Annotated in this window: 13 protein-coding genes; 7 read left to right on the plus strand and 6 right to left on the minus strand. The window is 64.1% G+C overall.

Annotated features, from left to right (window positions below):
- Positions 1–136 precede the first annotated feature (136 nt).
- Together hmgA and fahA are read left to right on the plus strand one after the other, a co-directional pair.
- Positions 137–2206: a homogentisate 1,2-dioxygenase gene (gene hmgA / locus ACWEFV_RS22830; protein WP_450071843.1), complete on the plus strand. Its 2070-nt coding sequence runs from the start codon at positions 137–139 to the stop codon at positions 2204–2206.
- Entirely contained in the window at positions 2203–3543 is a 1341-nt protein-coding gene (fahA, locus tag ACWEFV_RS22835; RefSeq protein WP_450071844.1) for a fumarylacetoacetase, read from the plus strand. The genes hmgA and fahA overlap by 4 nt, the downstream gene beginning before the upstream one ends.
- A gap of 17 nt (positions 3544–3560) precedes the next feature.
- Here the strand turns inward: fahA and ACWEFV_RS22840 are convergent, their stop codons facing one another.
- Positions 3561–4454 carry a phenylalanine 4-monooxygenase gene (locus tag ACWEFV_RS22840; protein ID WP_450071845.1) on the minus strand — a complete coding sequence of 298 codons (894 nt, stop codon included), beginning with the start codon at positions 4452–4454 and terminating at the stop codon, positions 3561–3563.
- A 585-nt stretch (positions 4455–5039) separates the two neighbouring features.
- On the opposite strand from ACWEFV_RS22840, the gene ACWEFV_RS22845 reads away from it, so the two are divergent.
- Positions 5040–5834, plus strand: a complete 795-nt coding sequence (locus ACWEFV_RS22845; RefSeq protein WP_450071846.1) for an LLM class flavin-dependent oxidoreductase — start codon at positions 5040–5042, stop codon at positions 5832–5834.
- A 291-nt stretch (positions 5835–6125) separates the two neighbouring features.
- On the opposite strand, the gene ACWEFV_RS22850 is transcribed toward ACWEFV_RS22845, so the two are convergent.
- Positions 6126–6599, minus strand: coding sequence for a GNAT family N-acetyltransferase (locus tag ACWEFV_RS22850; protein ID WP_450071847.1), 474 nt, complete (start codon positions 6597–6599; stop codon positions 6126–6128).
- Between the two features lie 2 nt (positions 6600–6601).
- Entirely contained in the window at positions 6602–7333 is a 732-nt protein-coding gene (locus ACWEFV_RS22855) for a Type 1 glutamine amidotransferase-like domain-containing protein (protein ID WP_450071848.1), read from the minus strand.
- A gap of 541 nt (positions 7334–7874) precedes the next feature.
- Here ACWEFV_RS22855 and ACWEFV_RS22860 point away from each other — a divergent pair.
- The 3 genes from ACWEFV_RS22860 (at position 7875) to ACWEFV_RS22870 (ending at position 10379) form a co-directional block, all read left to right on the plus strand.
- Positions 7875–9083 (plus strand): serine hydrolase domain-containing protein, encoded by a 1209-nt coding sequence (locus ACWEFV_RS22860; RefSeq protein ID WP_450071849.1) that lies wholly within the window; start codon positions 7875–7877, stop codon positions 9081–9083.
- A gap of 150 nt (positions 9084–9233) precedes the next feature.
- Positions 9234–10043: an LLM class F420-dependent oxidoreductase gene (locus ACWEFV_RS22865; RefSeq protein WP_450071850.1), complete on the plus strand. Its 810-nt coding sequence runs from the start codon at positions 9234–9236 to the stop codon at positions 10041–10043.
- A 60-nt stretch (positions 10044–10103) separates the two neighbouring features.
- Positions 10104–10379 (plus strand): GNAT family N-acetyltransferase, encoded by a 276-nt coding sequence (locus ACWEFV_RS22870; protein ID WP_450071920.1) that lies wholly within the window; start codon positions 10104–10106, stop codon positions 10377–10379.
- 31 nt (positions 10380–10410) lie between these two features.
- Here ACWEFV_RS22870 and ACWEFV_RS22875 read toward each other — a convergent pair whose 3' ends face one another.
- A complete protein-coding gene (locus tag ACWEFV_RS22875) occupies positions 10411–11346 on the minus strand; it encodes a ketopantoate reductase family protein (RefSeq protein WP_450071851.1) in 936 nt (311 codons plus the stop codon).
- A gap of 207 nt (positions 11347–11553) precedes the next feature.
- Between ACWEFV_RS22875 and ACWEFV_RS22880 the strand changes: the two genes are divergently transcribed.
- Positions 11554–13239 (plus strand): GMC family oxidoreductase, encoded by a 1686-nt coding sequence (locus tag ACWEFV_RS22880; protein WP_450071852.1) that lies wholly within the window; start codon positions 11554–11556, stop codon positions 13237–13239.
- A 271-nt stretch (positions 13240–13510) separates the two neighbouring features.
- Here ACWEFV_RS22880 and ACWEFV_RS22885 read toward each other — a convergent pair whose 3' ends face one another.
- Both ACWEFV_RS22885 and ACWEFV_RS22890 read right to left on the minus strand, forming a co-directional pair.
- On the minus strand, positions 13511–13789 hold the full coding sequence (locus ACWEFV_RS22885; RefSeq protein ID WP_450071853.1) for a hypothetical protein: 279 nt from the start codon (positions 13787–13789) through the stop codon (positions 13511–13513).
- 87 nt (positions 13790–13876) lie between these two features.
- Positions 13877–14257, minus strand: coding sequence for a hypothetical protein (locus ACWEFV_RS22890; protein WP_450071854.1), 381 nt, complete (start codon positions 14255–14257; stop codon positions 13877–13879).
- Position 14258 lies beyond the last annotated feature (1 nt).

The following is a 14258-nucleotide window of genomic DNA, read 5'->3' on the forward strand; positions in this document are numbered from 1 at the left end:
CGCGGAAACCCGGCTACCGGCGGCGCGGATCCTTACCGACCGCATCGTCGACGACGCGGGTCTGTTTCCGCCGGAGGCACTCGATATGGCTTCCGCGCTAGCTCGGCACCGCAGTGACCAAGCAATCTTGAATCCCGTGTTGTCCCAACGGTTCGTGTGCCCGGCCGCCCGATTTGCCGAACTGCACCAGCAGCTCGACGACGGCGATCGGATCCAGGTGATAGCCCTGGGACCTGCCGTGCCGCAGACCGAGGCTGACGTGGGGTCGCTGGAGGCCGATGACCGGACCCCGGTTGTGGCACTGGAGACGTCCCTGCCGGTTGATAACCACCGCAAAAAGCAGGCGCTCGAGGTCATCGACCAGATCGCTGCCACCAGACCCCACCTCGGTGTTTTCGTCGAGGTGGGGCTTGGCCCGGCCATGGAAGTTGACCTGGATCTGCTGCGGCGCCACGGTCTCGCCGCCAAGGTGCGCTGCGGCGGGGTGCGCCGTGAGCTGTTTCCGCGCCCGTTCGATCTCGCCCGGTTCGTCCACCACGCCATAGCCCGGGAAGTTCCGTTCAAAGCGACGGCAGGCTTGCACCACGCGATCGCCCACCACGACGGGTACACCGGGTTCGATCACTTTGGTTTCCTCAATCTACTTCTGGCCGTTGCCGCCGCCCAGAAAGGCGCCGGCACAAACGAAGTCGAGCACATCATCGCTGAGCGTGATCCGAACGTTGTGCTGCAACACATCACCGGCCTGACCACAAGCGACGCACGTCAGATCAGGGCCGCCTTTCATTCGGTGGGTAGCTGCAGCACCAAAGTGCCCATCGACGATCTGCGGCGGCTCGGCCTCATCACCGACCCCCACCTGACCTCAACGACGAAGGAGGAGAAGAACGTGATGACCGATTATCTGTCCGGCTTTGGCAACAGCTTCGAAAGCGAGGCTCTGGCCGGCGCGTTGCCGGTCGGCCGGAACTCCCCTCAACAGTGCGCCTACGGCCTCTACGCCGAACAGCTCAGCGGTTCACCGTTCACCGCGCCCCGCGCCAGCAATGAACGGTCGTGGCTGTACCGGATTCGGCCGAGCGTGGCCCATTGGGGCCACTTCACTCCCGTTGACGCCGAGGGAGTTGCGTACTGGCGCTCGGCCCCCGACGACGCCCTGCCCGTGCCGATCGCCCAAATGCGGTGGAACCCATTGTCGATGCCGAATCCCGCGGTCGAGGACACCACGTTCATCACCGGCGTTCGCACGATCACGACCGGCGGGGACGTCGGGACCCGCACCGGGTTTGCCTGCAGCATCTACACCATCACATCGTCGATGGTGGATGCCTACTTCTACAACGGCGACGCCGAGATGCTGTTCGTCCTGGAGCGCGGCGACGTTCGGTTCTGGACCGAGTTCGGGATCATCGACGCCGAACCCAGCGAGATCGTCGTCATCCCCCGTGGCGTGAAACTTCGCGTCGAAGTGCCCGGCGGTCCGGCCCGCGGCTACCTCTGCGAAAACTACGGTGGCTCTTTCACTCTCCCCGAACGCGGCCCGATCGGCGCCAACTGCCTGGCCAATCCGCGCGACTTCCTCACCCCGGTCGCGGCCTACGAGGACCACGAAGTCCCGTCCACGATGTATGTGAAGTGGGGTGGCACGCTGTGGCAGGCCGAGGTGGGCCATTCACCGCTGGATGTTGTTGCCTGGCACGGAAATTACGCGCCGTACAAGTACGATATGCGGCGCTTCTCCCCCGTGGGCCCACTGTTGTTCGATCATGCCGACCCGTCCATCTTCACGGTGCTCACCTCGCCCAGCGAGACACCGGGAACCGCCAACGTCGACTTTGTGTGCTTCCCCGAGCGGTGGATGGTCGCCGAGGACACCTTCCGGCCGCCGTGGTACCACATGAACATCATGAGCGAGTTCATGGGACTCGTGCACGGCGTCTACGACGCCAAACCAGGCGGCTTCGTGCCGGGCGGCTTCAGCCTGCACAACTGCATGACCCCACACGGCCCCGACGCCAACGCATTCGAAGCCGCCAGCACCGAAGAATTGAAACCGGTCAAACAGGAAGACACCCTGGCCTTCATGTTCGAAACCCGGTTCCCGCAGAAGGTCACCACCTACGCCGCGAATCTTCCACAGCGGCAGCAGGACTACGCGGACTGCTGGAGCGGTCTGACCAAGCGATTCCACCCGGACAAGCCATGACCTCGCCAATGCCTGCATTGGACATCACGCATGACCCGCGCTCGCGCAGCTGGGTTACCTCCGCCGATGCCACCAGCGACTTCCCGCTGCAAAACCTGCCGTTCGGCGTGGTGACCGGCACGACCGGCGTCACAAAACACGACGCGCCCCATGGCGCCGTCCGTATCGGAGATGCGGTCCTGGACCTGCGAGAACTCGCCACATCGGGGTTGCTCACCGGTGAGGCACAGGCGGCGGCGGAAGCTGCCGCGCACGGAACGCTTAACGCCCTGTTCGCCTTGGGATCCGGCCCGCGGATCGCGCTGCGCAGGGCACTGCATTCGCTGCTCGCCGAGGGAGCACAGCACCAGCAGACCATTGCCAGGTTCCTCACCCCACTGTCGGAGGTCGACGTTCTGCTGCCCGCCCGAATCGGTGACTACACCGATTTCTATGTCGGTATCCACCATGCCCGCAATATCGGTGCTCTGTTCCGGCCGAACGACCCCCTGCTGCCCAACTACAAATGGGTTCCGATCGGCTATCACGGACGTGCCTCCAGCGTGCGTGTCAGCGGCACTCCGATCACCCGCCCGCACGGGCAACTGAAGTCCGGCGATGCGCCGGCACCCGTGCTGGCACCAACTCGGCGGATGGATTTCGAGCTGGAGCTCGGTGTCTGGATCGGCCCCGAGAATCGCCTCGGCGAGCCAGTGAGTCTCGATCACGCCGAATCCCACATTGCCGGTTACTGCCTGCTCAACGACTGGTCTGCCCGCGACGTGCAAGCCTGGGAATACCAGCCGCTCGGTCCCTTCCTGGCCAAGAACTTCGGCACCACGATCTCCCCCTGGGTCATCACCCCAGAAGCGTTGGCGCCGTTTCGGATTCCGGTTGATCGACCCGAGGAAGATCCCGACCCCCTGCCGTACCTCGACAGTCCCCTGCACCGCGCGCATGGCGGACTCGACCTTGAGCTGTACGTACTTATCAGCACGGCGCAGATGCGCAAAGACGGCGAGGCGCCGCACCCGATCTCCCGCTCGTCCAGCCGCCACATGTACTGGAGCGTTGCGCAAATGATCACCCACCACACCAGCAACGGATGCGACCTCCAGCCCGGCGACTTGCTCGGCAGCGGCACCATCTCCGGACCCACCGTGGGCTCCGAAGGCAGCCTGATGGAACTTAGCCATGACGGAAAAGACCCGGTCACACTGCCCAACGGTGAAACCCGCACGTTTCTCGAAGACGGTGACGAAGTCATCCTGACCGCCAAAGCCCATCGCCCGGACGCGGCCACCATCGGATTCGGCGAGTGCGTCGCCGTCGTACAACCAGCGATCACCTACCCATGATCTGGCTACGGGCTTGCTTACGCTGGTGTCGAAGCGTCATGCACCAAGCGCTCCACAATGTCGTCATCAGCGTCGGCGAAAAACGCCCCGACCACGTCTTCGATCTCGTTGAATCCGTCGGCGCAGAAGAGCACCGGCTGGTAGTGCGTGATGTCGTATGGCTGAACACCCATCCGGCCGACGTTCAGCGGCCGGAGTTCGGCCGCTTCGATCTGCTGGATCTCCCCGTATGAGGAAAGCAGGCCGGCGCCGTAGGCGCGCACTTCGCCATGCTCACGTACCACCCCGAATTCCAAGGAGAACCAGAAGACCTTCGAGAAGAATTCCAGCGCCTCAGTCGTTTGCACACGCCGAGCCGCCTGTCCGGCCAGCCGGTACAGAGTCGCGAAACGATCATGAGCCAAGCAATTGCCGTGGCCGACCACCTCGTGGATCAGATCGGGCTCTGGCGTGTAGAGCGGCACGGAGTGGTGCCGGATGTACTGAGTGGAGTGGAAAATTCCGTCTGCCAGGAATCCGTAGAACTCACGTAGGGGTACCAGCCCGGCCGCTGGCACGTACTGAAAGCCGGTGAGCGGCCTGAGCATCTCGTTGACCTCGACCAGTTGTGGGATCCGGTTCTCGGGAAGCTGGAGCCGTTCCCGGCCCTGCAGGTACACGGCGCAGGCCAGCCGCTGGTGCAGCCTGTGAAGCTCGGTGCAGACGATGCGCCAGACCTCCTGCTCGGCGTCGGTATAGGTCGCGATTGGTGGTGGTGTGCCAGGCTGCCAATCCATCGCGAGGGCGGCCAACGCGTTGCGGCGGGCGCGGTATTCCGGGTCCACCGCACCCGGGTGGTCGGCAGCCAGGTGGACGGTGACGTCATCTCCGGAGCGCGTCACCGGTGCATAGAGCCGAACTTCTTCGAACATCGCTGCCTCCGGATGTCCGGGCGTCGCATAGCGCGTCGTCGTTCATGGCTGGCCGTCGCTTTGGGATGTTGTAGCGGCAGCCATTTGGGCCGGAATTGTGGTCCCAATATCAGGATATGCGCCCTGGGCCAGTAGATGAACGGGCATCAGCCGTGCCCCGTGCGCTCCCCGCGTCGATGAACAAATCGGCGAACATCGCGTCCGGAAACCGCTCGAAGCAGTCCCGAGCGACTCGCTGAAAAGATCCGCCGGCGCCGAGAGCCACGACCAACTTCCCGCCGCAAGCCACCATCAACCATCCCCTGTCACGTCCCACGCTCGTCAGGAATGCGGCGGGATCGAATAGGGCGGGTTACCAGTAGAAGGCTCCGTTTTCATCTGATGAATCACCGGCACCGCGAGGGACTCTCCTCCCGCTCGGACTTCGGCTGGCTCGGCGAAATGACCTGGATCGCTGCATCCATCTCGGTCGACGGGCTGCGTTTCGTCAATTGATCGGGCCCGTCGTCGTCATGAATTTTGGCCCGCCATAGTGGTCGGTGATGTTGGCGTGGAGGGCAATAGGCCCACCGTTACGGTGGGTTGATGCATCACGCGATCTATGTGCCGTTGTTCGGAGCGTTGTCCGATCCGTCTGCGATCGCTGACATCGCTGCTGCAGCCGAGCAGTCCGGATGGGACGGGCTGTTTGTGTGGGATCACGTGTTGAGTCCGGTCGAGGGGCGGTGGGAGATCGCTGATCCGTGGATCGCACTGGCCGCGGCGGCGATGGTGACGGACCGGATTCGTTTGGGCCCCATGGTGACTCCGCTGCCGCGGCGACGCGTGCTCAAGCTGGCGCGTGAGACGGTCACCCTGGATCGACTGAGCCGAGGACGTCTAATTTTGGGGTTGGGCACTGGCGGTGACATCGCGCGGGAGTACTCGGCGTTCGGAGAGGACTGCGACGCACACCGGCTCAGCCGGGTGCTCGATGACGGTACCGCTGTGCTGACGGCCCTGTGGGCGGGCGAAACGGTGACCTCCCAGGGAGCAGTGGTCGTTGAAGATGTAGCGGCGATTCCCGCCCCGGTTCAACGGCCTCGGATCCCGCTGTGGTTTGGCACCGCACGCACGGCCGGTAGGCCGATCGACCGGGCCGCCCGCTACGACGGCATCTTCCCGCTCGGAGCTGACGCCGCGAGAGTCGCGGGCATTGCAGAAGCCATCGAGCAGGTACGGGGAAGCCGTGAAGGCTTCGATATCGCGGTAGCGGCGCGACCGGGTGACGATCTTGACGGGTTGACCGCTGCGGGTGCTACCTGGGCATTGCACGCCTTTTGGCCCGGCCATCGACCAGATCAGGTGCTGCGGGTCATCGGCCGAGGCGCACCGGGTTAAGGTGGCCCACGCCCGCTACTCTGGGCAGGTCAACTTTCAGAAACCCTTAAAGGGTCAATTTTCAGAAACCGTGGATAACAGGGAACACGCAACACGGCTCTGCAGGAACGTGTCTCGGAGTTGCCCGCTCCCCTCCCCTAGTCACCGAAATGCTGGGCTACAGCTACGAAGTCGCCCACAGGCAGCCCGACGCCGCTGGCAACACCTGGGCGCAGTACGTCCGGTACAACCTCAAAGTCGGGACGCTACTGAACAACCTGGACCTTGATAATGCTGACTGGAGGGCATCTGTTAACCGGGTGCCGTTGGATGCGCCAGCATTTCGATGCGTTGATGCGATGTGCCGCTCACGCCGGCGACTTCCTCTCTCGCGACTTCGATGAAGCCCAGCCGACTGTAGAGGCGATAGGCGCCGGCGTTCACTCCCAGCACGTTGAGCCGCACGCACTTTCCTTCAGCAAATGCGTCCTTGAGAACGTTGCGCAGGATGTGGCTGCCAATACCGAGGCCCTGCATGGGGCGGTTGATCTCGATTAGGCCGACATACACCTCCCGGTCGCGATGCTGGACGGTTAGCCTGCCGGCGTCCACGCCATCGATGACGATGACCTGACTGTTCTGTACGCTGAGGGCGCGACCCAGGTAGTCACGCTGCTCCTCGTCCACCCACCCCCAAACGGCATCGACATAAGGTCCCAAAGTGGCCTTGTGCAGCTCGAAAATGAACTCGAAGTCCTCATCGATGGCGGGCCGGAAACCGATCATGTTCAGCACTGCAACCGCCGGACATCGAGGGCGGTCTCGATCACCGCAGCGCCACGTCGTTCGACGAAATACGCTCCCGCTGTGTCTTTTTCGGCGACGGCTTCCACGAACTGAGTACCGCGGTAAACAAGGCCCGCGCCGTCATCGGTGGCAAACGCTGACGGCAGAACTCCGGTACCAACTAGCTCATGCAGTAGCGGCCGGCGCTGATCCTCAGAATCGTAGTGCACGCCGTTGGCGTAAGGCAGGAACCCCAGCCCGTTGGTAACAGGCTGTAGTTGCGGGCCGAACGAATCGGTGGTGCCGCCAGCATGCCAGCAGATGGAGCCGGCCGAGATGCCGGTCAATACCACCCCGGCGTGCCACGCAATGCGGAGCGCCTCATCCACGCCATGCAGCCGCCACATCGCCAGCAGCCCCGCGACGCTGCCGCCGAACACCCACACCACATCCTGCTCCAGTAGATGCGTGGTGACATCGTCGACCGTGGGCATCGGGAACAACGCCACGTGCGACGGGACAAAGCCACGGACCTGCGCCGCCTCGGTGAGATAGTGCAGCACCGCTTTGTCGTCACCCATCGCCGTCGCCAACAGGCAGACGCGCGGAGGCCGCCCGGTGACACCGGATAGCTCGACCGCGTAATCGGTCATGGCGGTGAACTCGAACCGCGTGCGCTGGCCCATGCCAATTCCGCCACTGGTCGCCAGAATGGTGGGCGCATCCGCGGGCATAGGTTCGACGGTAAGCGCACCGTCCGCTGGTGGGCAATCCAGTTTCAGTTGGCAACGTCGGCACGCAACCGAGGCTTGCTCCGCAGGGCCGTCACTTGAACAAAAGCTCCAGCAAACTATCGACACCTTCAGCGGTGCCGAGACATGCAACCCACAGACCCGAACAGCAGGACCCAAGTAGTCTTCCCCAGCCTCCGCTAAGAGATGCCGCTACACGTCACGTTGCCACCACTAATACGGCGGATTCGAATATGGCGGGAAACCAGCAGATGTCGCCGTTTTCATCAGATGAATCATCTCCAGCCTGGTGGTCGCCCCCCCCGATCGGCGCAGGCGCGGCCACTTCGACTCTTCCGGACGAAAGTCGTTGGCCCACTGCATTTGTTGTCCCGCTCGACCGAATCCGCTACGCCGTCCGGTGTGACTGGTCGGCACGCCCGGTAGGTTTCCCAATCGACGTCCAACGATCGATTTGGCGTGAGCCCGAGTTTGTCGTTGAGCTGTTCGTTGAGGGCGGCCACGGCGCGCCGATTCGCGGCTGGTGTGCGCGATCAACACTCGACCAAGACTAGAACGTGTTCTAATTCGGCGTATGTCCAGTTCAGCGGCGGGGCACGCTGACCCCGCTTTTGCGGAAGTGAAAGCCGTCTTTGAAGCAGGTTTAGCCAACGGCGACGATCTCGGCGCCGCGGTTGCGGTATTCGTCGACGGTCGTGCGGTGGTGGATCTGTGGGGAGGCATCGCCGACCGACGGACCGGACGCCCATGGACGCGCGATACGGCTTGTCCGACCTTTTCCTGCACCAAGGGTGTGACGGCGACCGCGGCCCTCATGGTCGCCCAGCAATGCGGCCGCAGCGCCGACGAACCGGTGAGCGCCTGGTGGCCGGAATTCGCACAACACGACAAGCACGAGACCACACTGAGCGACCTGATGGCCCACCGCGCCGGGTTGCCCGTCTTGGAGCGCCCGGTTTCGGTGGCCCAAGCCTCAGATCCCGCGGCGATGGCCGACCTGTTGGCGCGCCAATGCCCGCTCTGGCAGCCCGGGACCGAACATGGTTATCACGCTTTGACTTTCGGATGGCTGGTCGGCGAATTCGTGCGCCGCCACACCGGTATGACGGTTGGCGAGTTCACCCGGCGACACTTGGGCGATCGGCTGTTCATCGGCGCTTCCGGAGCGGCGGTGCGCGAGGCCGCCCGGATCAGTTCGCCACCGCCCGAGCAGCGTGCCTGGAGCGCCGAGAACGCGCCGCCGATACCGGACGACACAGTCGCCGAGATGGTGGCCGCGATGTCCGATCCGGAATCGCTGTTCATCCGGGCAGCATCGAATCCCGTTGCAGCCTATAATGATCCAGAAGTATTGGCGGCCGGCTGGCCCGCGGCCGGCCTAGTCACCACCGCTCGTGATCTGGCCAAATTCTATGGCGACCTGATCAGCGGAACCCTGGTCGCGCCGGGTCCTCTGCGGGAAGCGATCACAGAACGCGTACGCGGCCGCGACCGGGTGCTGCGCTTGGAAAGTGCATTCGGGCTCGGCTACATGCTGCCGTCGCAGAACTTCGTGGTGCCCGAACCTGCGCAATCGACTGTTTTCGGCCACCCTGGAGCCGGCGGCTCGGTGGGACTGGCGGATCTCGAACACAAGGTCGCTTTCGCCTTCGTGCCCAATCTGCGCCGCGACTGGCTCGCCGGCGATCGCCGTGCCTATCGGCTCATCGCCGCGGTGTACGACGCGCTGTGACACCGCGACGCAACTGACACGCCCGGCGCTCCATCCCGGTCGTTAGCTCGACGGACGCTCTACCGGCATTGATGTGCCGCTCCGGAATAAACCCGCACCCGGGTGAACTTGGCTCTGGAGTCACCTCCTTTCCCCGACCCAGGGAGCACCATGACCCGTCCCGTCCGCGTTGCCGTGCAGATCCAGCCCGGCGGCACGCCCGACTACGCCACGTGGCGCGAGGCCGTCCTGGCCGCCGACGACCTCGGCGTCGACGTAATCTTCGGCTACGACCACTTCCACCGCCCGGCGATGGAGGCCATCATCGACGGCAAGCCCGTCCTGAACGATGAACAGCCCGACGTCGCCAACTTTGAGGGCTGGACCGCGCTCGCGTCGTGGGGCGAGATCACCTCACACGCCGAGATCGGGCTCCTCGTTACCGGCGTCGGCTACCGCAACGCGGACCTACTCGCTGACATGGCGCGCACCGTCGACCACATCAGCGGCGGCCGGCTCATCCTGGGCCTCGGCGCGGGTTGGTACGAAAAGGACTACACCACCTACGGTTACGACTTCGGCACCTTCGGCTCCCGCTTCGACCTGTTCGACGAGAGCCTGATCCGCATCGAGAACCGGCTCGCCGCACTGATTCCGCCGCCAGTGCGCAAGCTACCGATCCTCATCGGCGGCACGGGGCCCAAGCGCTCGCTGCCCGCCGTTGCCAGGCATGCCGACATCTGGCATGCGTTTCAGGACCTCGACGCTTTCCGCAGGTCCAGTGATCGCGTCGACGAGCTGGCAGCAACCTTCGGCCGCAACGGTGCCGATATCGAACGCTCCACGCTCTGGGAGAACGCCGATAGCGCCGATGCCTTCCGCGAGGCAGGCGTCACGCTGTTCCAGACCGAGCTCACCTCCGACGACGGATACGACCTCACGCCTCTCAAGCAGGTGGTCGCATGGCGAGACAACGGGTGACTATGACCAAGACTTGATCTCTCTCCTCGGCATCAGCCTCGGACGATCGCGCAACGGATCCTGGCCGAACAGAACGGCATCGGGCTGCTCACGATTCGCCGGCGCACAGACAATGAACCGCTGGGCTATTGGGGTCTCATCGTCGGCCGTTGCACTCTCGATGAGCCTGAAATCGCCTACGAGATATTCAAACGCTTCCACGGTCAGGGCTACGGGACTGTAGCCGCCCGCGCGGTGATGGACGCAGCCTTCGCCACGGGTTGCCGCCGAATCTGGTCGACCGTCGGCGGGTGGAACAAACCCTCGCACCACAGATACGGCGGAATCGAATGCTGAGGGTTACCAGCACATGGCGCCGTGTTGCGGATTATGTTCCCCCCGAGCCGCTGGCCAACGCCTCCAGATCCGGTGCGCACCAGCCGCTCGCCCCGACGGCGGCGTGCAGGGCCCCGGCGAGTGAATCCAATTCCTCTGGCGCGGCGCGGGTATGGGCGGCGAACCACAACTCGCCGCGCTGGCTGGCGAACGTCTTGCGCCAATACCACGCAGCGAAGCGTTCAGGCATGAGGAGATACAGCGCACGCAGGTTGCGGGGAATCTCGGTGTTGCCGCCTGCCTCCAGGGCGCGAAAGGCCTGCCGGGTGGCCCGCACCATCGTCGTTAGCAGCGCCTGGTCAGTGGCCAGCCGCCGCGGCTGGATGTCGACACGGCGCAGGGCCAGCTGAATCGGCACGACGAACGCGGCGTGAGCGGTCAGCCACCCCTCGGGATCGGTGCTGATAGTCACCGGAAATCCGGAGGACTCGAACATCTGGGCGATGCTGTACATCCGCGCGGATCGCCGGCGATCGGAGTCAGCCACCATCGTCTTCTGCGCGCGGATCAACACGAACCGCACTCCCGCATCCTCGCGCACCCCGCCGACGGCGGGAAAACCGAACAGTGTCCGCTTGCCGATTGCCCTCGCCAGGGTATCGGTCAGGCCAGCAGCGTTGCCGAAGAACATCACATCCGCATCCACGTTCGCCAGCAGAGGCAACGTGCCGACCATCTGGTCGCGGCGCACCGCGACCAGTACGAGGTCACATGCAACACCGTCCGGTGTCGCAACCGCAGCCACCTCACAAGCGGTGCGACAGCCGGTTTCGACGTCCTGCAGAATCAGGCCGCAGTCGCGCAATTGGGCAAGCCGGCTCCCCCTGGCGCACAACGTAACCGTATGCCCAGCCTCCAGCAGGCGCGCGGCATACACACTGCCGATCACACCGGCCCCCAGCACCAAAATCCGCATCTGAGAGTACACACCGCCTCACTGCCGACCGCACTTCATTGTGCGGCCGACGGGCTCCATTCGGTGCCCGCATTCTGTTTGCGGCCCGGGCACGTTTGTCGTCGAACAGCCACTGGTGACACGGTGAACCGCGACAGCACGCGCGGGAATGTCCTCCTACCTGGCGGTCATCGCGCACACTAGGACACGCATCCGACGCCATGGAGGAACGATTCCGGAATGAGCCCCGTCGCCGAGTTCGACTTCGTCATCGTGGGAGCAGGCAGTGCGGGCTGCCTGCTCGCCAATCGGCTGAGCGCCAACCCTGACCACCGTGTGCTTCTGATTGAGGCCGGCGGCAAAGACGACTGGTTCTGGATCAAGGTGCCGGTGGGCTACCTGTACACAATCGCCAATCCTCGCACCGACTGGTGCTTCACGACCGAGGCCGACCCAGGTCTGGCCGGCCGCAGCATTCACTACGCGCGGGGCCGCGTGATCGGCGGGTGCTCATCGATCAACGCCATGATCCACATGCGCGGACAGGCAAGCGATTACGACCTATGGGCACAAGCCACCGGTGACGACCGATGGCATTGGGGTGGCCCGGACTCTCCCGGTGAGACGCTGGCGATCTACAAAGAGTTGGAAGACTACTTCGGCGGAGCCGACGATTGGCACGGCGCCGGTGGTGAGATCCGCGTCGAGCGGCCAAGGGTGCGCTGGAAGATCTTGGACGCCTGGCAGGACGCCGCCGCCCAGGTGGGCATTGCCCCGATCGACGAGTTCAACCGCGGCGACAACGCAGGCAGTGCGTACTTTCATGTCAACCAACGGCGCGGCCGGCGCTGGTCGATGGCCGATGCATTCCTGCATCCGATCGCCCACCGCCCCAATCTCACCGTCTACACCCACACCCAGGCCCTGCAGCTGCTGATGGATGACCAGGTCCACGAGGTTCAGCGTCGCGGTGCCTGGACCACGGCTCAGCACCGCGTCACCGGCCTGCGGCTGCTCAAAGACGGCCAGATCATCGACGTCCATGCCCGCCGCGAGGTGATCCTGAGCGCTGGATCGATTGGCTCGCCGCATCTAATGCAGGTCTCGGGTCTGGGCCCAGCCGGGCTGCTTACTCAACATCACGTACCGGTCGCCGTCGACCTGCCAGGAGTCGGCGAAAACCTCCAGGATCACTTGCAGCTACGAACGGTCTACCGAATCCAGGGCGCCCCGACCGTCAACACGCTGTACCGCAATTGGATCACTCGGGCGGGCATGGGACTTCAGTACTTGACGCTGCGGTCTGGGCCCATGACCATGCCGCCTTCCACACTGGGAGCCTTCGCCAAGAGCGACGCCGCGCTGGCCAGTCCCGATTTGGAGTGGCATGTACAGCCCTTGTCGTTGCCCAAATTCGGCGAACCCCTGCACCCATTCGGGGCGATCACTCCCTCGGTCTGCAATCTGCGACCCAGTTCGCGTGGCCATGTGCGCATGGCCGATGCAGATCCGCTGACCAGCCCGAAGATTCTCTGCAACTACCTGTCCACCGACGGCGATCGTCAAGCCGCGGTGACCGGCCTCCAGATGACTCGGCAGATCATGGCGGCGCCGGCTCTGGCCCGCTACCACCCGCAGGAATTGCTTCCCGGCCCACAACTGGTGAGTGATGACGAGCTGCAGAAAGCGGCTGGAGAACTGGGTACGACTATTTTCCACCCGGTGGGCACCTGCGCGATGGGATCCTTTGATGCACAAGGTATCCCGACGTCAGCCGCTACGGTGCTCGACACCGATTGCCGCGTGTACCGCGTCGCCGGCCTTCGAGTGGCCGATGCTTCCGCGATGCCGACTATCACTTCCGGCAACACCAACGCACCGGTCATGCTCATCGCAGAGCGCGCAGCTCGGGCGATCCTGGGATAAGCCGGCCAACACTGAGCGGTCCCCCGGCCTGGTTGATTTCGCCGCGACGGAATACAAGATCAGCACCTACGGCGACACCTGCTAACTGCACCCCGGCGATCACTCCAGATATGGTTGGCTACCAGTAGAAGTCGCGCTGTATTGCACTGCCCACCAATTACTTTCGTCCGATGTCGCGGGCGGCGCGGTTCGAGCGCCGCGGCCTGCTCGGCAAGCACCCGGGTGTATACCTGCCGCCGACCGGGCTTTCAGGCCGTGCACTACCGGCGGGTCATCGCCGCTGCGCGGCAGCGCGGTGCACAAGTTCGAGGACCAGACTCATCCAGTCCTGCTCGGTTAGCGGTTTGCCGCGATCTTGGGCCTTCTTCTTCCAGGCGATGAGCGCGGCCAGGACGTCGTCATCGTCGCGGTTGCGGTATTCGCCGGCGCCGGTAGCGTCGCCGGCGGCTTCGGCGAGTAACCGATCTTCGTGTGCGAGATAGGCGTCGATGAGATCGTCGGCGCAATGGGCGCAATGGGCGCGATGGAATGCCGATGGTTGTGCGCTCATACCCCACGCTACCAGCGCATCATCTCGCACGACCGGGAATTCAACCGGCCCAGCGCTACAAGTCAATCAGCCCCTCACCGACACCGATCACCGGTCGAATTCCTCGCTCTCTTCGTCATATCGTCCCCGCGTCTGCATGGTCTCGAGGGTTCTGCAAGCAACCGCGGCGATGCGGACCGGCCACCCTGATGCGATCAGCTCGTCAGCGTCCATCGCGTTTGTCGCCTGCAAGGACAATTTCAGCAAGTCATGGAGGGATTCGAGTTGCCGGACCTCCACAGGCGTCAAAGTGCTTAGATCACGCCACGTCGCGGTGATGTCGTCGTCGATGAAGTCGAAGAAATAGTTGTAGTAACAGCAGTCGCCGACCGTCCGAACGCCGCCGTCTCCGTCGGCGAGGACCTCCACTGCTTCCATGACACGGTTACGCACGCGTTGTTCGATGATCCGCTCACTGGGTGCGCCCATG

The sequence above is a fragment of the Mycobacterium sp. NPDC004974 genome (genome assembly GCF_053600815.1).

What these genes read in the sequence shown, in the direction of transcription:
- fahA (WP_450071844.1), top strand. Translation starts at nt 2,203, where the DNA reads ATGACCTCGCCAATGCCTGCATTGGACATCACGCATGACCCGCGCTCG.
- ACWEFV_RS22840 (WP_450071845.1), bottom strand. Translation starts at nt 4,454, where the DNA reads ATGTTCGAAGAAGTTCGGCTCTATGCACCGGTGACGCGCTCCGGAGAT.
- ACWEFV_RS22845 (WP_450071846.1), top strand. Translation starts at nt 5,040, where the DNA reads ATGCATCACGCGATCTATGTGCCGTTGTTCGGAGCGTTGTCCGATCCG.
- ACWEFV_RS22850 (WP_450071847.1), bottom strand. Translation starts at nt 6,599, where the DNA reads ATGATCGGTTTCCGGCCCGCCATCGATGAGGACTTCGAGTTCATTTTC.
- ACWEFV_RS22855 (WP_450071848.1), bottom strand. Translation starts at nt 7,333, where the DNA reads ATGCCCGCGGATGCGCCCACCATTCTGGCGACCAGTGGCGGAATTGGC.
- ACWEFV_RS22865 (WP_450071850.1), top strand. Translation starts at nt 9,234, where the DNA reads ATGACCCGTCCCGTCCGCGTTGCCGTGCAGATCCAGCCCGGCGGCACG.
- ACWEFV_RS22880 (WP_450071852.1), top strand. Translation starts at nt 11,554, where the DNA reads ATGAGCCCCGTCGCCGAGTTCGACTTCGTCATCGTGGGAGCAGGCAGT.
- ACWEFV_RS22885 (WP_450071853.1), bottom strand. Translation starts at nt 13,789, where the DNA reads ATGAGCGCACAACCATCGGCATTCCATCGCGCCCATTGCGCCCATTGC.
- ACWEFV_RS22890 (WP_450071854.1), bottom strand. Translation starts at nt 14,257, where the DNA reads ATGGGCGCACCCAGTGAGCGGATCATCGAACAACGCGTGCGTAACCGT.